The organism is Brachybacterium sp. J153 (assembly GCF_036311905.1).
Taxonomy (GTDB): domain Bacteria; phylum Actinomycetota; class Actinomycetes; order Actinomycetales; family Dermabacteraceae; genus Brachybacterium.
Genome location: NZ_JAZDCH010000007.1, coordinates 1 through 19736, shown reverse-complemented (window position 1 = coordinate 19736; position 19736 = coordinate 1). Strand labels below are relative to the sequence as shown.

General features: G+C 71.7%; 17 protein-coding genes. 11 read left to right on the top strand and 6 right to left on the bottom strand.

Annotated elements, in window-relative coordinates; genetic code table 11:
- Positions 1-93 precede the first annotated feature (93 nt).
- From V1258_RS04500 to V1258_RS04490, 3 genes are all read right to left on the bottom strand, one after another.
- Positions 94-1008: a carbohydrate ABC transporter permease gene (locus V1258_RS04500; protein ID WP_329748536.1), complete on the bottom strand. Its 915-nt coding sequence runs from the start codon at positions 1006-1008 to the stop codon at positions 94-96.
- Positions 1001-1939, bottom strand: a complete 939-nt coding sequence (locus V1258_RS04495; RefSeq protein WP_329748535.1) for a carbohydrate ABC transporter permease — start codon at positions 1937-1939, stop codon at positions 1001-1003. The genes V1258_RS04500 and V1258_RS04495 overlap by 8 nt, the downstream gene beginning before the upstream one ends.
- Positions 1940-2039: 100 nt before the next feature.
- A complete protein-coding gene (locus V1258_RS04490; RefSeq protein WP_329748534.1) occupies positions 2040-3353 on the bottom strand; it encodes an ABC transporter substrate-binding protein in 1314 nt (437 codons plus the stop codon).
- Positions 3354-3940: 587 nt separating this feature from the next.
- On the opposite strand from V1258_RS04490, the gene V1258_RS04485 reads away from it, so the two are divergent.
- Together V1258_RS04485 and V1258_RS04480 are read left to right on the top strand one after the other, a co-directional pair.
- Positions 3941-4726 (top strand): DedA family protein, encoded by a 786-nt coding sequence (locus V1258_RS04485; RefSeq protein WP_329748533.1) that lies wholly within the window; start codon positions 3941-3943, stop codon positions 4724-4726.
- Positions 4723-5733 carry a Sir2 family NAD-dependent protein deacetylase gene (locus tag V1258_RS04480; RefSeq protein ID WP_329748532.1) on the top strand — a complete coding sequence of 337 codons (1011 nt, stop codon included), beginning with the start codon at positions 4723-4725 and terminating at the stop codon, positions 5731-5733. Before V1258_RS04485 ends, V1258_RS04480 begins: the two co-directional genes overlap by 4 nt.
- Before the next feature lie 4 nt (positions 5734-5737).
- Here V1258_RS04480 and V1258_RS04475 read toward each other — a convergent pair whose 3' ends face one another.
- Complete coding sequence (locus tag V1258_RS04475) at positions 5738-6661, bottom strand: hypothetical protein (RefSeq protein WP_329748531.1); 924 nt, start codon at positions 6659-6661, stop codon at positions 5738-5740.
- 95 nt (positions 6662-6756) lie between these two features.
- On the opposite strand from V1258_RS04475, the gene V1258_RS04470 reads away from it, so the two are divergent.
- From V1258_RS04470 to V1258_RS04455, 4 genes are all read left to right on the top strand, one after another.
- Positions 6757-7521: a LamB/YcsF family protein gene (locus V1258_RS04470; protein WP_329748530.1), complete on the top strand. Its 765-nt coding sequence runs from the start codon at positions 6757-6759 to the stop codon at positions 7519-7521.
- Complete coding sequence (locus V1258_RS04465; RefSeq protein WP_329748529.1) at positions 7518-9506, top strand: carboxyltransferase domain-containing protein; 1989 nt, start codon at positions 7518-7520, stop codon at positions 9504-9506. The genes V1258_RS04470 and V1258_RS04465 overlap by 4 nt, the downstream gene beginning before the upstream one ends.
- Positions 9507-9519: 13 nt before the next feature.
- Positions 9520-10002 carry an NUDIX domain-containing protein gene (locus V1258_RS04460; RefSeq protein ID WP_329748528.1) on the top strand — a complete coding sequence of 161 codons (483 nt, stop codon included), beginning with the start codon at positions 9520-9522 and terminating at the stop codon, positions 10000-10002.
- Between the two features lie 112 nt (positions 10003-10114).
- Positions 10115-11467 (top strand): MFS transporter, encoded by a 1353-nt coding sequence (locus V1258_RS04455; protein ID WP_329748527.1) that lies wholly within the window; start codon positions 10115-10117, stop codon positions 11465-11467.
- A 444-nt stretch (positions 11468-11911) separates the two neighbouring features.
- Here V1258_RS04455 and V1258_RS04450 read toward each other — a convergent pair whose 3' ends face one another.
- On the bottom strand, positions 11912-13117 hold the full coding sequence (locus V1258_RS04450; protein WP_329748526.1) for an ROK family transcriptional regulator: 1206 nt from the start codon (positions 13115-13117) through the stop codon (positions 11912-11914).
- 1173 nt (positions 13118-14290) lie between these two features.
- Between V1258_RS04450 and V1258_RS04445 the strand changes: the two genes are divergently transcribed.
- The 3 genes from V1258_RS04445 to V1258_RS04435 are packed head-to-tail and all read left to right on the top strand — an operon-like array spanning position 14291 to position 17261.
- Positions 14291-15427, top strand: coding sequence for a Gfo/Idh/MocA family protein (locus V1258_RS04445; RefSeq protein WP_329748525.1), 1137 nt, complete (start codon positions 14291-14293; stop codon positions 15425-15427).
- Entirely contained in the window at positions 15424-16224 is an 801-nt protein-coding gene (locus tag V1258_RS04440; RefSeq protein WP_329748524.1) for a ThuA domain-containing protein, read from the top strand. Before V1258_RS04445 ends, V1258_RS04440 begins: the two co-directional genes overlap by 4 nt.
- Complete coding sequence (locus V1258_RS04435; RefSeq protein WP_329748523.1) at positions 16221-17261, top strand: Gfo/Idh/MocA family protein; 1041 nt, start codon at positions 16221-16223, stop codon at positions 17259-17261. The genes V1258_RS04440 and V1258_RS04435 overlap by 4 nt, the downstream gene beginning before the upstream one ends.
- Positions 17262-17356: 95 nt before the next feature.
- On the opposite strand, the gene V1258_RS04430 is transcribed toward V1258_RS04435, so the two are convergent.
- Positions 17357-18175 carry a DDE-type integrase/transposase/recombinase gene (locus V1258_RS04430; protein ID WP_442878574.1) on the bottom strand — a complete coding sequence of 273 codons (819 nt, stop codon included), beginning with the start codon at positions 18173-18175 and terminating at the stop codon, positions 17357-17359.
- On the opposite strand from V1258_RS04430, the gene V1258_RS04425 reads away from it, so the two are divergent.
- Both V1258_RS04425 and V1258_RS04420 read left to right on the top strand, forming a co-directional pair.
- A complete protein-coding gene (locus V1258_RS04425) occupies positions 18137-18664 on the top strand; it encodes an MGH1-like glycoside hydrolase domain-containing protein (protein ID WP_442878575.1) in 528 nt (175 codons plus the stop codon). The genes V1258_RS04430 and V1258_RS04425 overlap by 39 nt on opposite strands.
- A gap of 115 nt (positions 18665-18779) precedes the next feature.
- Positions 18780-19631: an SMP-30/gluconolactonase/LRE family protein gene (locus V1258_RS04420; RefSeq protein WP_329748521.1), complete on the top strand. Its 852-nt coding sequence runs from the start codon at positions 18780-18782 to the stop codon at positions 19629-19631.
- Positions 19632-19736 lie beyond the last annotated feature (105 nt).

Below are 19736 nucleotides of genomic sequence, written 5' to 3'. Positions count from 1 at the left end.
GCAGACTTGGGGGAATAGCCGCCGAATACCGCCAAGTCTGTGGAGGTTCTGCCCGGAACGGGCGGGGCCGGCGCGCGGCCCCGCCTGTCGGGATTACTTGATGCCGGTCGTCGCGAAGCCCTTGATCAGGAAGCGCTGACCGAAGAGGAACACGAAGAACAGCGGGATCAGGGACACCACCGACATCGCGAACATGGCGCCCCAGTCCGAGGACCCCTGCGTGTCCAGATAGGCGCGCAGGGCGAGCGGCACCGTGAAGTTGTCCGGCGTGGTCAGGTAGATCAGCGAGCCGAAGAAGTCGTTCCACGTCCACATGAAGGTGAAGATCGTGGTGGTCGCCAGCGCCGGCAGCATGAGCGGGAGGATCACCCGGAAGAAGATCCGGAAATGACCGCAGCCGTCGATGCGCGCCGCCTCGTCCAGCTCCTTCGGGATGCCGCGGATGAACTGCACCATCAGGAAGATGAAGAACGCGTCCGTGGCCAGGAACTTCGGCAGGATCAGGGGCAGCATCGTGTTCACCCAGCCGGTCTGGGAGAACATGATGTACTGCGGCACGATCACGACGTGGATCGGCAGCATGAGCGTCATCAGCATGACCGCGAAGGCCACGTTCCGGCCCCAGAACCGCAGCCGCGCGAAGGCGTAGGCGGTCACCGTGCAGGCGAACAGATTGCCGATCACACAACCGACGACCAGGATCGTCGAGTTCATCAGGTAATGCGAGAAGTCGAACGACTGCGCCGTCCAGCCCCGCACGTAGTTGTCGATGTCGAAGCTGACCGGGAACAGCGAGGGATTGCGGAAGATCTCGTCGTTCGGGCGGAGCGAGGACACGACCATCCACAGCAGCGGATAGATCATCGCGAGGCTCGCCACGATCATGAAGACGTGCTTCAGGCCGCGGCGCACATAGTGCCGGTTGTGATGGCGCAGGGGGACGTCGCTCGCGGAGGTCGTCGCGGGGCGGCCGGAGACATCCGGCGAGGTCACGGAGAGATCAGTCATCGTAATGCACCCAGAACTTGGAGACGAAGAAGTTGATCGCGGTGAAGATCGCGACGATCACCAGCAGCAGCCAGGCCATCGCGGAGGCGTAGCCCATGTCGAACTGCGTGAAGCCCTTCTGGTACAGGTACAGCGTGTAGAACATCGTCGAGTCCGACGGACCGCCGGTCCCGCCCGAGACCACGAATGCCTGCGTGAAGGTCTGGAACGCGTTGATCACCTGCAGCACCAGGTTGAAGAAGATGATCGGGGTGAGCAGCGGGATCGTGATCCGGAAGAACTGCGCCACCTTCGAGGCGCCGTCCACGCTGGCGGCCTCGTAGTACATCTGCGGGATCTGGCGCAGGCCGGCGAGGAAGATGATCATCGGCGAGCCGAAAGTCCACACGTGCAGCAGGATGATCGTCCACAGCGCCGTGTCCGGGTTCGAGACCCAGCCGGGCAGGTTCGTGAAGCCGAGCGCCCCCAGGAACTGGTTGACCAGGCCGTTCGCACCGAACATCTGCCGCCACAGGATCGAGATGGCGACCGAGCCGCCGAGCAGCGAGGGCAGGTAGAACACCGAGCGGTAGAAGGACAGGCCCTTCATGCCCTGGTTCAGCAGCACCGCGAGCAGAAGCGCCGCGATCAGCTGCAGCGGCGTCCCCACCAGCACGTAGGTGAAGGTCACCACGAGCGAGTTGCGCAGCCGCGAGTCGCTCGCCATGTCGATGTAGTTCTCCAGGCCCACCCACTCGGGGGCGGCGAGCATGGAGTAGTCCGTGAAGGACAGGTACAGCGAGGCGACCATCGGGATGATGGTGATGCCGAGCAGACCCAGCAGCCAGGGCGTCATGAACACCAGGCCGGCCTTGTTGTCCGGATGCTTCTCGCGGGGCCCGCCGCGCTTCTTGCGCGACAGGATCTGGCTGAGCTCTCCGACAGCGCTCATCCGTCGTCTCCCTTCTGTGGTGCCGGCCCGGTGCGGGGCCGACGGGGGAACTCCCCCGTCGGCCCCGGCCGACCGGCTGCGGGTCTCGTACGGACGATGGTCAGGACAGCGCCGAGTTCAGCTCGTCGAGCAGGCGCTGGCCGGCGTCGGCGGTGGAGATGTTGCCGAAGAGCATGTCCTCGCCGGCACGGGTGAGGATCGACTCGAACTCGCCGCCGCCCTGCGGGGTGATCTCCGGCGGGGCGCCGAGCTCGGCCTCGATCATGTCGAGGAAGTCGACGGCCTTCTTGTTGGAGGCGTCGAGGTCGCCGACGATCGCCTCGCGGACGGCGAGGTTGCCGGGCACGCCGCGCTCGACGGAGAGGATCTTGCCGGCCTCGGGGGTGTTCACGAGGAAGTCCACGAAGGCGACGGCGGCCTCGGGGTTCGCGGTCTTCGCGGAGACGGCCCAGTACATCGACGCCTTGTACCAGAGCTTCGCGTCGGCGGCGGAGCCGGCCTGCGACGGCGGGCGGAGCACCACGAGGGTGCCGTCGTGCATCGCGTCGTGGGCGACGACCTGGTTGGACCAGGCGACGGTCATCGCGATCTTGCCGGTGCCGAACAGCGACTGGTCCATGGACTGCGAGGAGTCCTCGACGGAGACGCTCGCGTTCGGGCCCGCGCCGGAGTCCTGGATCTTCTTGGACCACTCGAACCACTCGGTCGCGGTCGCGGCGTCGAAGCCGGCCGCGCCGTCCTTGTACTGGTCCTGGCCGGCCTGGCGCGCCCACAGCTGGAAGAGGCCCTGGACGGTGCCCATCTGGGTCATGCCGTAGGTGCCGTCGGGGGTGGCCTCGGAGATCTGTGTGGCGAGGTCGATGAGGTCGTCCCAGGTCCACGTGGTGTCGTCCGGCATCTCGACCCCGGCCTCCTCGAAGACCGCGGGATTGGCGAGGACGGTGAAGGCGTTCAGGCCGGCGGTGATGGCGGCGAGACCCACGTCGGGCAGCTCGCCCACCGCGACCGAGCCCTCGACGAACTCCGAAGTGTCCAGGCCCGCGCCGGCGAGGTCGAGCAGCGCGCCGCGCTGGCCGTACTCGGCGAGGTACTTCTCGTCCATCTGCACGATGTCGGGGAAGTCGCCGCCGGCGGTCTGGGTCGCGAGCTTGTCCCAGTAGCCGGACCATTCGCCAGGCTCGAGGGAGATGGTGACGTCGGGGGCGACCTCCTTGTAGGCCTCCACGACGTTCTCGGTGTTCTCGTTGCGGGTGGGGTTGCCCCACCAGGCCAGGCGCAGGCTGCCCGCGTCGGCGGAGCCGCCGTCGCTGCCTCCGCCGCCACTGCCGCCGGAGGCGTTGGGGCCGCAGGCGGCGAGGCCGACGAGACCGGGGACGGTGATGCCCAGGGCGAGGGCGGAACGTCGAGTGAACATCAGATCTCCTTTGATCCAGCGGGGCGGCCGGGTGGCCGAGGTGCTCAGGACGGACGGTCGGACAGGTGCTGCGCGTCGGGTGGCGGCGGGGCGGTGGAGCGATCCGTCGGTGGATCGCCCAGCCCCGTCACCCCCTCCGGCGATGAAAGGTTTCATTCCGACGACCCTCGCCCACCACCTCGGAGAAGGGGGCGGGAGCGGCTCGTCCATCCGGGTATGCGACGCGACGTCCCCAAAGGAAAGCGCTTGTCCCGGCTCTTGTCAACACCGTGACCGGCAACACAGCAATCGTTGCATGATCGTTGCCGCGGGCGCTCCGCGGCGGGGCGCCGACCGCGCTCCCGGGGACATCCCAGGCGCCGTCCCGGCCCGCTCCACGCCCCGTTCACCCTCCCGTCACGCCCGGCCCGTAGCCTCGCCGCCACGGGACCGGCCGACACCGACACGGTCGCCGCGCCACGTCACGCACCGCCTCGCCCCGCCACGCACAGCCCCGCCGAGTCCCGACCCGCGCCGTCAGCCTCGCCAGCCCGCCAGCCCGTCAGCCTCGCCAGCCCGCCAGCCCGCCAGCCCCGGAGAGGAGACCCATGGACGTCACCGCCTGGGCGATCTCCCTGATGGAGCTCCTCGGCGGGCCGGGCATCGCGCTGGTGATCGCGGCCGAGGCCCTGTTCCCGCCGATCCCGGGTGAGATCCTGCTGCCCTTCGCCGGGGTGAGCGCCGCCGCGAACGGCCAGCACGTGCTGGTCCCGATCGCCTGGACCACGCTGGGATCGGTGCTCGGGGGGCTCGGCGTGTACGCCGTCGGCCGGGCCCTGGGGCTCGCGCGCACCCTCGCGCTGGTGCGCCGCCTGCCCCTCCTCGAGGAGAAGGACGTGCACGTCGCGATGCGCTTCTTCGACCGCTGGGGGTTCCCGGCGGTGGCGATCGCCCGCTTCGTGCCGATGGTGCGCACCTTCATCTCGATCCCCGCGGGCATCGAGCGGATGCCGGTCTGGCTCTTCGCGGCGGCGACCGGGCTCGGCTCCGCGCTCTGGAACGCCCTGTTCGTGATCGCCGGCTACGCCTTCGGGGAGGCCGGGGGCACCGCGCTCGAGGCGTTCGTGCGGATCTACTCCTCGATCGTCGCCGGCATCGGGCTGGTCGCGGCGATCTGGTTCCTGATCCGGCGGGTACGCGGTCGCCGACGGGGGCCGACGGGGGAAGCGACGGAGCCGGACGCGGGCCCAGAAGCGGAGACGGACGAGCTCCCGCACGCCGCGGACGTCGTCGCCGACGCCCGCCCCGACCCGTCTCCGACGAATCCCGACCCGTCGGATCCCGATCCGTCGCCCCCGGATCCCGGGCCGTCGCGGCCTACGCTGGAGCGATGATCCCCGAGGACCCCGCCCCCGTCGGCCCCGCGGCCGACGTCGGCCGCTGGTTCTCGACCTCCGCCCCGCCGGCCGCCCGCCCCTCCCCCGCCCCGCGGGGCGCCCCGCGCGTGCCCGCCTGGGGCCCGCTCGACGGCGCCGCCTACGGTGCCCGCAGCAGCGAGGCGGAACTCGACGCGGGCCTCGCACTGCTCGCGGGACGACCCGTCGCGGTGCTGACCGGCGCGGGCATGTCCACCGGCTCGGGGCTCCCGGACTACCGCGGTCGGAACGCCGTGCCCCGCTCCCCCATGACGCTGCAGGAGTTCCGGGCGCACGACCTCTCGCGGCGCCGCTACTGGGCCCGCTCCACCGTCGGCTGGGAGCAGTTCCTGCACGCCCGGCCGGGCGCCGCCCACCGGCTGCTCGCGGCGCTGTGCCCCGCCGCCTTCCCCGTGACAGCGGTGATCACGCAGAACGTCGACGGTCTGCACGCCGCGGCCGGTTCCGATCCCGTGATCGACCTGCACGGACGCCTCGACCGGGTGCGCTGCCTGCACTGCGGGGCGCTCTCGGCGCGCGCTGCCCTGCACTCGCGACTGCTCGCCCTGAACCCCGAGCTGGCCGCGCGTCTGCCGCAGCTCGCGGCCGATGCCGCCCAGGCCCCCGACGGCGACGCCGAGGTGGACCGCACCAGTTCCTTCCGCTATCCGCCGTGCCCGCTGTGCGGCGGGATCCTCAAGCCCGACGTGGTCTTCTTCGGCGAGACCGCCCGGCCGGAGACGGTCGGCGCCGCCTTCGCGGCGCTCGAGGCCGCCGAGGTGCTGCTGGTGCTGGGCTCGTCGCTCACGGTGCAGTCGGGGCTGCGCTTCGTGCGCGCCGCCCGACGCGACGGCCGCGACGTGGTGATCGTCAACGACGGGCCGACGCGCGGGGACGCCGAGGCGACGCTGCGCCTGCACGGCCGGCTCGAGGAGGTGCTCGGGCACTGGGCGGAGCGTGTCGGGGTCGCAGCCGACGCGCGCTGAGCGATCAGCGGTCGTCCGCGGGGCCGCCGCCCACGAGCACCGCGGCGAGGGCGCGCAGATCGACGGCGTCGACGCGGCGGAACTCGAGGTGCGGATCGTCCGCGGCCGGGTCGAGCACCTCCATGACCAGCACTTCCTGACCGGTCGCGTAGAGGCTCGCCTGGTGCACGGCGTCCTCGGCCGCCGCGACCACGGTCACGAGCGTCATGGCGCGGGTCGCGGCGAGCGCGGCCGCGAGCGGCGAGCTGTCGAGCGCGGAGATCCGCAGCACCACCGGGTCGCCCGTCGGCCCGGCGACGCCCTCGGGGTCCCACAGCCGCAGCAGACGGTCGGGCACCTGCTCGGTGCGGAGGATCGTGAAGCGGTGCATCCCCTCGGCCGTGACCTCCTCCTCGAGGACCCCGCCCGCATGGGCGTAGTGGTGGAGGCGGTCCACCTCGACCCCGGCGGTGGTCTCGCGGGTGCGCTCGGCGGTGGTGAAGCGTGGGGCGGTGCGGCGCAGCACGAGGCAGGCGGCGAGCTGCGGCTCGGCCTGCCAGAGCACCCGCCCGGTGGCGTCCTCCCGGACCCGGCGCACGCGGCCGTCGGCGAGCAGCCCGCGCAGCGCGGACCCGGCGAGCAGGGTGCGCTGCTCGGAGTGCTCGCGGATCCAAGGGGTCGCGGTGTGCTGGCGACGGGCGTGGCCCTCGAGGGCCACGAGCTGCTCGTCGGTGAGCACGAGGACCGGCTCGGGCCGAGCGTCGGTGCTGGTCAGCAGCTCCTCGGCGGCGAGCACGTCCTCGCGGGCGAAGGGCAGCGGGGCCTCGGGATCGCTCGCCTCACCGAGCCCGGCCGGGAGGTCGGGAACCTGGCCGGGGATGATCGCGAGCGGCGGCTCGGCAGGGGCGGATCGGCTCGGGGCGGGCGGGTCGGCGGGGCGCGGCTCCATCCCGCGACACTATCGGCCCGGCGCGCGGGGGCCGACAATGGTCGGGGAGGTCCGTCGGCCTCCCGCGCCGCCCGCCACCGAAGGAGCCGCCCCGCATGACCGCCGCCGTGCTCGACCTCAACGCCGATCTCGCCGAGGGCTTCGGCGCCTGGTCGATGGGCGATGACGCGGCGCTGCTCGAGGTCGTGACCACCGCGAACGTGGCCTGCGGTGGGCACGCCGGGGATCCGTCGACCATGCGCGCCGCCTGCCGGGCGGCGGTCGCGCACGGGGTCGCGCTCACGGCGCACGTCGCCTACCCGGATCTGCAAGGCTTCGGCCGACGCTTCCTCGACATCGCCCCCGACGAGCTCACCGATCTGGTGATCGCTCAGGTCGGGGCGCTCTCCGCGATCGCCCGCGCGGAGGGCACGAGCGTGCGCGGGGTGAAGCCCCACGGCGCCCTCTACAACGCCCTCGCCCATCACACGGCGCAGGCCGCGGCGGTGGTGCGGGCCCTCGTCGAGCTCGGCGGCGAGCTGCCGCTGGTCGCCGCGCCGGGAGCGGTCGTCACCCGGCTCGCCGAGGAGGCGGGGGTGGCCGTGGTGCTCGAGGGCTTCGCCGACCGCGCCTACCTCCCCGATGGCACGCTCATGCCCCGGACGCAGCCGGGCGCGGTGCTCGCCGACGAAGGCGCGGTGCTCGCGCAGGCGCTCTCGATCGCCACGGAGCGACGGGTGCGCGCGGCCGACGGCTCCCTCCTCGACCTGCCCGTGCGCACCCTCTGCCTGCACGGGGACACCCCCGGTGCGGTGGCGCTCGCCCGCGCGGTGCGGGATCGGCTCACCGCGGCCGGCGTACGGCTCGAGTCGGCGCTGTGAAGTCGAGCCCCGAGGGGACGCTCGAGACCCGGTACCTGCCCGCCCCGCTGCGGGTGCACCGGGCCGGGGAGGCGGCGCTGCTGGCCGAGTACCCGGATACCGCCGCGGTGCTCGCCGCGGTCGCCGCCTGCCGTCGCCTCGACCCGCCCCTCCTCCGGGACCTCGTCCCCGCCGAGCGGACCGTGCTGCTGACCGGCGACGCCGCCCGGGACCTGCCCGCCCTCGAGGCGCTGCTGCGACACCTGCCCGTCGCCCGGCCCGACGAGACCGCGGGCGACGTGGTCGAGGTCGGTGCGGTGTACGACGGGGAGGACCTGCCGGAGGTGGCGGAGCTGCTCGGCCTCAGCCCCGAGGCCGTGGTCGACGCGCACTCCGCGACCGAGTGGGTGGCGGCGTTCGGCGGCTTCGCGCCGGGATTCGCCTATCTGCTGCCGACGGCCGACCGGCAGTCGACGGCCGACGTGGGGCCGACGGCCGACCACCAGCAGACGGCCGACGCCGCGCGGCCGGACCCCGTCGGCCCGCCGTGGGAGGTGCCGCGCCGTACCGAGCCGCGCACCGCCGTACCCGCGGGCGCGATCGGCCTGGCCTCCCGCTACTGCGGCATCTACCCGCGCTCCTCCCCCGGCGGCTGGCAGCTGATCGGCCGCACCGAGACCGTGCTCTTCGACGCGGGCCGCACCCCGCCCGCGCTGCTCGCGCCGGGCACCCGGGTGCGCTTCGTGCCGCAGCGGAGCCGGCTGCTCGCGGGCGGCGCCCTGGCCGGCGGGGTGCTCGTCGGCGGCGTGCTCGGATCGGCCGGCGAGCGCGCGGTCTCCGGGGCGACCGGGGTCGGCGAGCAGGTCGCCGAGACCGTCGCCGAGACCGTCCATGCCGCCGGGGCGGTCGCCGATCAGCTCACCGACTCGCTCATCCGCTCCCGCGCCGGACAGGCGCTGGCCCGAGCGCGCCAGGAGGCGTCGGCCGTGCCCGCGCGGATCCGGCACCGCACGCCGGGAACCGGAGCGTCGGGGACGGGCCGCTCCGGTCAACGACCCGCCGCCATACCTCGCCCCCTGCTGCAGGTGCTCGACGCCGGACCTCTCACCCTGCTGCAGGACCTCGGCCGACCCCATCGCGCCGCCATCGGCGTCAGCCCTTCCGGCGCCTTCGACCGGGCGGCCCTCGCCGGCGCCAACCTCGCCGTCGGCAATCCCCCACAGGCGGCGGCGCTGGAAATGCTCGTCGGCCCGCTGCGGCTGCGCGCCCTCGCCCCCGTCACCCTCGCGATCTCCGGGGCCGCCGCCCCGCTGGTGCTCGCCCACCGTCGGCAGGCGGTACGCGGCGAGTCGCTCGCGGCCGCCGATTCCCGCGAGCGCGCCGTGGCCCTCGAGGCGGGGGACGAGATCGAGATCGGCCCGGTGCTCTCCGGGCTGCGAGTCACGGTCGCGGTGCGCGGCGGGCTCGGCGGGGTGCGACGGGCCGACGGCGCCGCGACCGGCGCGGTGCTCGGCTCGCTCGCCGCCGACACCCTCTCCGGCCTCGGCCCCGGGGCCCTCGACCCCGGCGACGTGCTCCTGATCGACACGGACCACGGTCTCGACGCGGTGCCGCGCGGCGCGACGGCGTCGGCCGGGGCGGGAGACGCGGCGAGCGAGGCGCTCACCATCCCGCTGCGGCTCGGACCGCGTGACCGCCTGCTGGGTGCCGAGGCGGTGCGCGCCCTGCTCGAGAACCCCTGGCGGGTGCGGGCGGACTCCAACCGCGTCGGGGTGCGACTCGACGGGACGCCGCTCCCCTTGCCGGACGGGATCGGCGCGCTCCCGAGCGAGGCGATGATGCTCGGCGCGGTGCAGGTCCCGCCGTCGGGCCTGCCGGTCGTGTTCGGACCCGACCACCCCACCACCGGCGGCTACCCCGTGATCGGGGTCGCGGACCGGCGCGGGCTGGACGTGCTCGCGCAGGCGGTCCCCGGAACGCCTCTGCGGTTCACCGCCCTGCGGTGACACGATGGGCGCCATGGCCCGCCTCCTGCCCGACCCCGCCTACTTCGCCTCCCTCCCCAAGGTCATCACCTCCGGCGCCGTGATCCTGCGCGACGAACACGGCCGGGTGGTCATCGAGAAACCGAACTACCGCGACCACTGGCTGCTGCCCGGAGGCGGTGTCGACCCCGGCGAGGACGCCCGCGAGTGCGCCCGCCGCGAGGTGCGCGAGGAACTGGGGCTCGAGATCGAGGTGGGTCGCCTGCTCTCGGCCGACTGGATGCCGTCGAGCGCCGTCCGCTCCGCCCCGATGGGCGTGCACTTCCTGTTCGACGGCGGGGTGGTCCCCGCGGCGCAGCTCGAGGAGAGCATTGTGCCGCAGGCCGCCGAGCTCGACGGCTGGATGCTCGCCGAGGAGTCCGAGCTGCACCTGCTGAGCCCCTGGGGCGCGGCGCGGGCCCGGCGCGGTCTCGCCGTGCTGCGCGGCGAGGCGGTCGCGGACCTGACGGCGCACTGAGCGGGCGGCGGTCGCGCGTCGGCCCGAGATTCCCCCGCGGGCGGGAGTGCGCCATGATGTGCCGGACCCTCCCCCGAGATCGACCTCCTGACGCGTCCCCCTGGAGCTGCGCATGACCACCGCCCCCACCTCCCGTCGGCCCCTGACCCGCTCCGAGCGGCTGGACCGGCTTCCCTTCACCCGCAAGCACGGGAAGATGCTCGGCGCGTCCGGCATCGGCTGGGCGCTCGACGCGATGGACGTGGGGCTGGTCAGCTTCGTCATCGCCGCGCTCACCGTGCACTGGGAGATCGGCAAGGGCGAGAGCTCCCTGATCGCCTCGGCCGGGTTCGCAGGCATGGCGATCGGGGCCACGCTCGGCGGGCTGCTCGCCGACCGCATCGGCCGACGCTCCGTCTTCGCCCTCACCCTGCTGGTGTATGGCCTGGCCACGGGCGCCTCCGCCCTCGCCGGCGGGGTCGCGGTGCTGATCGCGCTGCGCTTCGTGGTGGGGCTCGGGCTCGGCGCCGAGCTGCCCGTCGCCTCGACGCTGATGAGCGAGTTCGCGCCGAAGCGGATCCGCGGCCGCGTGATCGTGTGGCTCGAGGCGTTCTGGGCGCTGGGCTGGATCCTCGCCGCCGTGATCGGCACCTTCGTCGCCGCGTCCGGGCCGAGCGGCTGGCGGTGGGCGCTCGCGATCGGCATGGTCCCCGCGCTCTACTCGCTCGTGGTGCGGCTCGGCATGCCGGAGTCCGTGCGCTTCCTCGAGAAGCAGGGCCGCACCGAGGAGGCCGAGCGGGTGGTCCGCGAGTTCGAGGCCTCCGCGGGGGTCGAGCCTGGTGGCACGGTCGAGGTCGTCGGGGCGACGGCCGACGGGGTGCCGGGGGCCGGCGAGGCCGCCGGCGGGATCTGGTCCCGTGCCCTGCGAGCCCGCACCGCCGGGCTCTGGGTCGTCTGGTTCTGCATCAACCTGTCGTACTACGGCGCGTTCATCTGGATCCCGACGCTGCTGGTCGAGCGCGGATTCGACCTCACGAAGTCGTTCACCTTCACGCTCATCATCACGCTCGCCCAGATCCCCGGCTACGCGGCCGCGGCCTGGCTGATCGAGAAGCTCGGCCGCCGCTGGACCCTCACGATCTTCCTCGCCGGCTCGGCGCTGTCCGCCGTCGCCTACGGCCTCGCCGACTCCGAGCCGATGATCATCGCCGCCGGCTGCTCGCTGAGCTTCTTCAACCTCGGCGCCTGGGGTGCGCTGTATGCGATCGGCCCGGAGCTGTACCCGACCTCGGTGCGCGGCACCGGCACGGGCGCCGCCGCGGGCTTCGGCCGCATCGCCTCGCTGATCGCGCCCTTCATGGTGCCGGTGCTCGTGGCCGGGGGCGGCCAGATCCTCGCCTTCGCGGTGTTCGCGGCCGCCTTCGCCCTCGCCGCCGCCGCTGCCTTCACCCTCCCCGAGCAGCGAGGGAAGGCCCTGGTCGAGTAGAGGACCGGTGGACTGGTGTCGCCAGGCCGGCGGGGCGGGAGGTGGTCTGGAGGAGTCCGGCTCGGTCGTGTCCATCGAGGGGACGTGAGCGACAGGCCGGTCGGTGCGGCGTTCTTGAGCGTGAAGTAGCCGACGAGACGGATCATCAAGGGATCGCCGGCGGCGGCGTCGACGGCGCGGTCGAGCGCTCTCACGTCGATCCCGCCGTGGCCGTCGGCGACGGTCTGGGCGAGGGCGCTGCGGACGTCGCTGCGGGAGACGGGGCCGATGGTGTGGTGCTCGGCGCGGCGGAGGAAGGTCGCTCCGGGGTGTGCCACAGGTCGCGGAGGGGGCCAGGAAAGTCCAGCAGCTTCGGTGAGTCGAACGGAGCGGATCCGAGCGAAGCGGGACGCGAAGGCGGCTGCGCGAACTCGATCAGCGCACCCCGGGCGGCACCCTGACGACTCAAGCAACGACTCCCACGGGAAGGATGCTGAGCGGATCCTCGCGGATGCGGGCGAGCGCGAGGGCGATGCCGCCGCGGGCGATCACTTCACGCCCCAGGCGACTCGCTCGTAGCTCGGGGAAGGGCGGGTAGAAGTCGGCCTCGAGCGTGCTGCGCGCATGACCCAGAACCGGCCCGATACCGGCGGCGATCCCTCCGGCGATCACGACCTCGTCGACGTCGAGCACGCTCTCAAGGACCACGACGATGTGGGCAAGGCGGCTGCCCAGGCGTCGTAGGATTCCGTCGGCCAGGGCGTCTCCGGCGGCTGCTGCCGCGAACACGGCCTCTGCATCGATCTCATCGGCACCCAAAGCGCGCAGGGACGAGGGGGCATCGGTGCGATCGAGTTCTCCGCGTGCCCAGCGCCGGGCGAGGGCTCCCAGGCCATCCTCCGTCCCGGCATCGGGATCGTCTCGCACGAACACCTCAAGAAAGCGCAGCTCGCCCGCGCCGCCCCGGCTGCCGTGCAGGAGCCGACCGTCGACGATGAGACCGGCTCCGAAGCGCTCTCCCGTCAGAAGGGTGGCGACGTTGCGTCCCGGATGGCTGGCATGCTCGGCCAGCGCCGCGAGGTTCGCATCGTTCTCAATGACGACCAGTCCTTCGAGATGGTCCTGGAAGTCGGCGTTCATGACCTGCCAGAAGGCGCCGTCATCGTCGGGGGAGCGGCCCTCGGGGTCGATAGGAGCGGGAACTCCGATCACGGTGATGAGGAGTTCCGTGGGATGACGATTCGCGGCGTCGAGCGTTGCGTCGACGAGTTCACGAACTACGGCCACGCGTCCGTCTCGGCCGAGCTGGGCAGGGTCGGCGCGGCGATGCTCTCTCGCGAGCACCTGCCCGCGCAGGTCAGCGAGGATGGCGTCGAAGCGGCTCTCTCCCGCGTCAATGCCGAGCACGACCCCCGCATCGGGCCGAAGCCGGTATCGGCGGGCAGGACGGCCACGGCTGGAGAGTCCGGCGGCCCGCGAGTCCGCGATCTCCTCGAGCCATCGGGCCCCGACGAGGTCTGCACACACCCCGAGCACGGTGGCCCTGGTGAGCCCGGTCGCCGACATCGCCTCAGCCGCCGTGAAATCTCCGTTGGCCAGGGCGAACCGCAGCAGCTCACCTCTGTTGATATGGCGCAGCAGGTGGGGGGACTGAGCCGCGCTCTGGGACATGCCTTGACAGTACCGGAGCGGACCCAATACTTTTTGATGGTACTTAAATCTACTATCTAAACCTACAGGGCTCGCGCGACCATCGCCATGCCCTGCACCCTCGCTCCCGGTTCCGTGACTGTGATCCCGTCCGACTCCGGGGTCACGGCTGCCGCCTCAACTCGCAGTCCCTCGGCCGATGTCGTCCCGGGCCCACGGCGGATGAGCCGCTTCGCCGCGAAAATGCCCTCGCCCCCTCGGGCGCTCGGACCCGGCGAACCCGTCCGTCCACAGCGAACGCGGCCGCCCGCCGCCTCACCCTCGAAGGAGCCGATGATGGTTTCGCCCACTCACCTCTCCTCGTGTCCGTTGAGCAGGCGCTGCCCGCTAGCGGCCGGCAGAACCCGCGCCGCGAACAGCCTCGCCGGCTGCGGAACGGGCCGTCCGGACGCGATCTTCTACATGTTCAACGGCGAGATCTTTGACTATTTCCAAGCGTTGCTTCAAAAGCTCCGGGCCGGACAGCCGAGATACAGCTTCGTTCACGACGTCGCCTCGAATCTCTCCGCCGGGTTCGCGCGCCGCAATCCGCCGAACGCCGCGCTCCACAACTACAACCCTGAGACGTCACGATTCCGCGAGCGTGCGGGCCTCCACGATGCCGGCGTCACCCCCACATACGGCACCTTCGCAGATCCTTGGACTCCAAACCAGGGTCTGTTCGACTGCACCATCGGGGGCATGACGGACCTCCGGATCTCCAGCCATCATTGCATTTCTATTCGCGCAGCGTTGGGCGATCTCAGGACTCACCCAAGGCGCAGTGAAGTGAACTGCGATCCGAGCCTTTTCGTCACGAGGCCACGCACTCCGCACGCTCCGACGCGAGCTCCGCCGGCGTGGCGCTAAGAGATCGTCCATCTCCCGACCCAAACGACGCCATTGCGGGAACGCGGATATGACAGAGCCTCATCTTCTTCCATCTGCGCATATTGCGGATCACCTCAGGCCTCGAGGATGCACAGAACGAGTTCCCTGTCGGTGGAGAAGACTGCGAGATCACTCGTCATTCCAACCCCGCCGCTGGGAGAATGTGCAAATGGGTGCCCCTCTCGCGGTTCTACGAAAGCGTCGCAGGGGCCCCTCGCAATCCACCAATGTCCGACCATAATTTACAGGAGAGAAGTTCTTCGCATGACCACCACAGCACCCCTCCGCGCCGGCGTCGTCGGCGTTGGCTGGGCAGGCCAGCAGCACATCGCCGCTTACCAGGAGCTGCCTGGCGTCGAGCTCGTCGCCATCGCTGGGCTAGAGCAGGATGCGCTGGAAGCGGTCGCGGCCGAGCACGGCATCCCCCACACACACATCGGCTGGGAGCCCCTCATCGCTCGCGGGGACCTCGACGTCGTCAGCGTCGCTACCCCGACCGGTCTTCATGCCCCTATCGCGATCGCCGCCCTCGAAGCCGGCATCCATGTCCTGTCGGAGAAGCCCATCGCTCGCACTGGCGACGAGGGTCAGGCGATGGTCGACGCTGCCCGCTCCGCCGGACGCGTCTTCGAGGTCGTCTTCAACCACCGTCGCCGCGGTGATATCGAAGCGGTGCGAGGCGCCGTCGAAGACGGAACCATCGGCCGCCCGTATCACGCCCGGGCAAGCTGGATGCGCCGCGCCGGCATCCCCGCGCTGGGCTCCTGGTTCACCAATGCAGAGGCCTCCGGAGGTGGTCCGTTGGTAGATCTCGGCGTGCACGTCCTCGACTGGACGCTGCACATCATGGGTGAGCCGCGCGTCGTGTCCGTATCCGCGGTCACGCATGCGGAGCTGGGCCCGCGCGGCATCGGCGGCTCTGTGGGCGGCGCCAAGAGTGGGATCAGGGCCAGTTCCACGAGTGGAGTCAGCTCGCCATTCGAAGTCGAGGACCTCGCGACGGCGCTGCTGCGCCTCGAAGGCGGCGGGTCGATCAGCTTCGATACCAGCTGGGCGACGCACCGCTCGACCCCAGATGCCTTCGGTATCGCCCTGTACGGCACTGACGGCGGCGCGAATCTCGAGGTCATCGACTACGCGACCTCTGGGGAGCTGACGCTCTACACGGGCGACGGGGCGACCGCGAGGGACGTTCCCGTCGAAGCGCCCCCCGGCCGCGGTCACACCGCTGTGGTGCAGACCTTCCTCGACCACATCGCTGATCCGTCCACCTGGGCGGAGAACGATGGTCGGGTGGGCCTCAGCCGCGCCCGCATCGTCGACGCGCTGTACGCTTCCGCCGCCGCGGGCCACGACATCACTTTGGACAAGAATCTGCACATCATCGGAGGAAGAGCATGACCACCCGCGTCCTCGTCTGGAACGAGAACATCCACGAGACCACCCAGGAGGAGATCCGCGCGATCTACCCCTCCGGCATCCACGGGGCGATCGCCGAGGGCCTCGCCGAACTGCTCGGCGACGAGGTCGAGATCGCCACGGCGACCCTCGCCGATCCTGAGCACGGTCTGACCGCCGAGGTGCTCGAGCGCACCGACGTGATCCTCTGGTGGGGCCACATCGGGCACGACCGGGTCGACGACGCCGTCGTCACCCGCGTGCAGCAGGCCGTCCTGGGCGGCACCGGGCTGATCGTCCTGCACTCGGGGCACTTCTCGAAGATCTTCACCCGCCTGCTGGGCACCACCTGCTCGCTGTCCTGGCGCAACGAGGGCGAGCGCGAGATCGTGTGGACCACCTCCCCCGGCCACCCGATCGCCGCGGGTGTCGAGCAGCCCTTCGTCATCGATCAGCAGGAGATGTACGGCGAGCACTTCGACATCCCCGAGCCCGAGAGCCAGGTGTTCATCAGCTCCTTCGAGGGCGGCGAGGTGTTCCGCTCCGGCGTGACCTTCACCCGCGGCCGCGGGCGGATCTTCTACTTCAGCCCCGGCGACCAGGAGTACCCGGTCTACCACCACCCGCAGGTGCGGCGCGTCATCGCTAACGCCGTGCAGTGGGCGGCGCCGGCCTCCGAGGTCCGCGCGACCCCCGCGGTGTCGAACCCGGCGCGCCAGGACTGGGCCAACCGGGCCGGTGGAACCCAGACGGGATCGTCGCAGGCGCCCTCCTCGGAGTCCGAGGTGATGACTGCATGACGCTGCGCATCATTCACGTGGGACTCGGTGGCTGGGGAGGCGACTGGGCCCGTAGAGCGATCCCGCCCGTGCCCGGGATCGAGGTCGCCGCGCTCGTCGATCCCGCAGAGCCAACTCTCCGCTCGGTGCAACAGGATCTGGGGCTTGCCGAGAACCAGGCCTTCCCGAGCCTCACGGCAGCGCTCGCTGCGGTCTCAGCCGATGCCGTGGTCATCACCGCCCCGGCTGTCACCCACGTGCCCCTCGCCCTCGAAGCGCTCGAGGCCGGCAAGCATGTCCTCGTGGAGAAGCCCTTCGCCAACACGGCGGAGGAGGCGGCCACGGCTGTGCGGCGCGCCGCGGATCTGGGCCTGATCATCCAGGTCAGCCAGAACTACCGCACCTACCCCGCTCCTCGGATCACCCAGCGCCTGCTGCAGGAGGGCGTGCTTGGGGAGCTTGCGGCGATCAGCATCGACTTCCGGCGGTGGGACAACGACCTCCCCTTCGAAGATAATCCTCACTACCGCTTCCCGCACCCGCTGATCAACGACATGGCCATCCACCACCTGGACCTGCTGCGCATGATCACTGGGCAGGAGGCGGTGCGCGTCTATACGAAGGTCATGGACCCCTCGTTCAGTAAGTACGTCGAGGAGGCCTCCGCCGTGATGACGATCGAGATGGCCGACGGCCTCGTCGTCTCCTACCGGGGCAGCTGGTTGAGCCGCGGCGAACCCACCCCTTGGGCGGGCGTATGGCGGATCACCGGCGAGCATGGCGAGCTGTCCTTCACCAGCCGGGACGGCACAGCGCAGGATCCCGCAGCCGCGGACGTCGTCAGCGTGCACCGGCACGGAATGGAGCGCGAGACCGTGGAGCTCCCGGCCCAGGACTTCTACGACCGCTCCGCCGGACTCGAGATCTTCCGGGACGCTATCCGGGACGGCTCGGTTCCGGAGACGGCGGGGGCGGCCAACCTGGGCAGCCTTGCACTCATGGAAGCAGCGGCTCGATCGGCCGCCTCAGGGCAGGTAGAGGAGGTCCGCATCCCCTGATATTGGTGTGGCCAGTGTCCGGATCCCCGCCTCGGCGTCAGCTTCGGACACTGGCCCAACCACCTACTTTGGAGACGTGCCCTAGGTGCAGTTGGTCATGGCGTTGTCGACGCCGGCATGGAGGCGTGAGGCCGGGGCTGATCGCCGCAGGCGGTGCGGGGCCGATGGTAGCTGTAGGGGTGGAGCCAGACGGCGTGACGGTCCCGGCGTTCCTGTTCGGGGGTGAAGACCTCGGCGTAGAGGAACTCGTCGGCGGTGATCCGCTGGAACCGCTCGACCTTCCCGTCGTGGCGGGGAGTGTAGGCACGGGTCCGTTGATGGCGGGAAACCTTCCCGAGAATCGACCTGGCGAACGCGTTCGAGCGGCAGTTCGGTCCGTTGTCACTGACCAGGCGCGTGATCCGGGTGATCCCGTGCGCGGCGAAGAACGCGAACGCCCGATGGAGGGACCCGATCGCCGTCGCCGAGGTCTCGTTCTCGAGCGGTTCGGTGTAGGCCTGGCGGGAGAACCCGTCGATCGCCGAGTGGAGATAGGTGCAGCCGACCCGCCGGTCCTTACCCCGCTTCGACGCTCGCCCGAGGTCGCTGTCGCGGCCGTGGACCTTCCAGCCGCCACCGTCGGGGATCTTCCCGACCTTCTTCACGTCCACGTGGATCCAGTGCCCCGGGTCGCGGGCGACGATCCTCCCCGGGCGGCGCTGCACGCGGCCGAGATGCTCGAGTGATCGGGTGGGGCGGGTGCCGGGGAGGGGCCCGGCGGCGCGGGCGTCGAGCCGGCCGACGGCGGTAGCGCCTCGTCGGCCGGAGCCGACGGGAGCGGCCCGTCGGCCGGAACGGACAAGAGTGGCGCGTCGGCGGAGGGGCTCCCCGCCCGCCTGCGCGCGTGGACCGCCCAGCTGCGCGAGCGCTTCCACGCCGCGTTCTGGTGCGAGGACGATCTGGGCGCCTACCCGGCCCTCGCCCTCGCCGGGCGGAAGCGCCCGGTCACCGGGGTCGCCTCCACCATGGGGCACCTGCTCGGCACCGGGCTCCTCGACGCGGAGAAGGAGATGCAGGTGGTGCGGCGGCTGCTGGATCCGAGCCTGTTCTTCGGCTACGGAATCCGCGCCCTGTCCACGACGAACGGCGGGTTCGGCGCCCTGCGTTACCACGGCGGCAGCGTGTGGACCCACGACACCGACTACATCCTGAGCGGCATGCTGCGCACCGCCGTCGCGGCCGCCGCCCGGGTCCTCGCCCGGGGTCTGCTGCGCGCGGGCGAGGGGTTCGACAACCGTCTGCAGGAGCTGTTCGGCGGGCACGACGCGGACCAGGTCGATCTGTCGCTCCCCTGCCCCGAGTCCTCCCGGCCCCAGGCCTGGTCGGCGGCGAGCGCTGTCCCGATCGCCCAGGGGCTGCTCTGAGCGGGGGCGGGGCGAGCGAGGTCCGGAGCGCTCGACCCACGCCACCCCACCCAGCCCACTCCCCGCCCGCTCCCCGTACCGTGGACCCCGCCCGTCCCCGCGCAAAGGAGCCGCCATGCACGCCGACCGCCTCACCGACTCGATCTGCTATCACGCCGAGGGCCCCTACTGGTCCGATGCCTGGGGCGGCTTGCGCTGGGTGGACATGCTGGCCGGCGACGTGATGCACCTCGACGCCGACGGCGCCGTCCACCGTCGGCCCACCCCCAGCCGGGTCGTGGCCTGCGTGCGCCCGGCAGAGGGCGGCGGCGCGGTGCTCGCGCTCGAGAAGGGCTTCGGCCTCGAGGACGCCGACGGCACCGCCACCGCCCTGCCCCCGCTGTGGGAGGGACCCGTGCGGATGAACGAGGGAGCGGTCGCCCCGGACGGCTCGTTCCTGTGCGGCTCGATGGGCTACGACCAGGCGCGCGGCGCCGCGGCGATGTGGCGGCTGCTGCCGGACGGCACCACCACCCGCCTCTTCGGGGGGCTCACCATCTCGAACGGCCTCGCCTTCACCGAGGACGGCGCGCGCGCCTACTACGTCGACACCCCGAGCGGCCGCGTGGACGTCTTCGACTGGGACGACGAGGCCGGGCTCGTGGAGCGCCGCCCCTTCGCCGACCTCGTGATCCAGGAGGGCCATCCCGACGGCCTAACCCTCGACGCCGAGGGCAACGTGTGGGTCGCCATGTTCGGCGGCTCGCAGGTGCTGGGCCTCGACGCGAGCGGTGCAGTGGTCGAGCGGATCGAGGTCGGGGCGCGCCAGGTGACGGCCTGCACCTTCGGCGGCGCTGACCGCTCGACGCTGTTCATCACGACGAGCCGCGAGGGGCTGTCGGCCGACGACGACCCGCAGGCGGGCTCGCTCTTCACCGCCGCCCCGGGGGTCCGGGGCAGCGCCGCGGAGACCATCTTCGGCGGCTGAGGGACGACCGCTGGGCCGCCTCTCCCGCCTGCCCCGCCTCCCCCACCTCCCCCCACCACCCGACAGACGGTTTTGCCCGCTGTGCTCCCCGGAGTGGAAGCACAG

Coding starts and splice junctions, on each gene's coding strand:
- V1258_RS04500 (WP_329748536.1), bottom strand. CDS start 1,008: ATGACTGATCTCTCCGTGACCTCGCCGGATGTCTCCGGCCGCCCCGCG.
- V1258_RS04495 (WP_329748535.1), bottom strand. CDS start 1,939: ATGAGCGCTGTCGGAGAGCTCAGCCAGATCCTGTCGCGCAAGAAGCGC.
- V1258_RS04490 (WP_329748534.1), bottom strand. CDS start 3,353: ATGTTCACTCGACGTTCCGCCCTCGCCCTGGGCATCACCGTCCCCGGT.
- V1258_RS04485 (WP_329748533.1), top strand. CDS start 3,941: ATGGACGTCACCGCCTGGGCGATCTCCCTGATGGAGCTCCTCGGCGGG.
- V1258_RS04480 (WP_329748532.1), top strand. CDS start 4,723: ATGATCCCCGAGGACCCCGCCCCCGTCGGCCCCGCGGCCGACGTCGGC.
- V1258_RS04475 (WP_329748531.1), bottom strand. CDS start 6,661: ATGGAGCCGCGCCCCGCCGACCCGCCCGCCCCGAGCCGATCCGCCCCT.
- V1258_RS04470 (WP_329748530.1), top strand. CDS start 6,757: ATGACCGCCGCCGTGCTCGACCTCAACGCCGATCTCGCCGAGGGCTTC.
- V1258_RS04460 (WP_329748528.1), top strand. CDS start 9,520: ATGGCCCGCCTCCTGCCCGACCCCGCCTACTTCGCCTCCCTCCCCAAG.
- V1258_RS04455 (WP_329748527.1), top strand. CDS start 10,115: ATGACCACCGCCCCCACCTCCCGTCGGCCCCTGACCCGCTCCGAGCGG.
- V1258_RS04450 (WP_329748526.1), bottom strand. CDS start 13,117: ATGTCCCAGAGCGCGGCTCAGTCCCCCCACCTGCTGCGCCATATCAAC.
- V1258_RS04445 (WP_329748525.1), top strand. CDS start 14,291: ATGACCACCACAGCACCCCTCCGCGCCGGCGTCGTCGGCGTTGGCTGG.
- V1258_RS04440 (WP_329748524.1), top strand. CDS start 15,424: ATGACCACCCGCGTCCTCGTCTGGAACGAGAACATCCACGAGACCACC.
- V1258_RS04435 (WP_329748523.1), top strand. CDS start 16,221: ATGACGCTGCGCATCATTCACGTGGGACTCGGTGGCTGGGGAGGCGAC.
- V1258_RS04420 (WP_329748521.1), top strand. CDS start 18,780: ATGCACGCCGACCGCCTCACCGACTCGATCTGCTATCACGCCGAGGGC.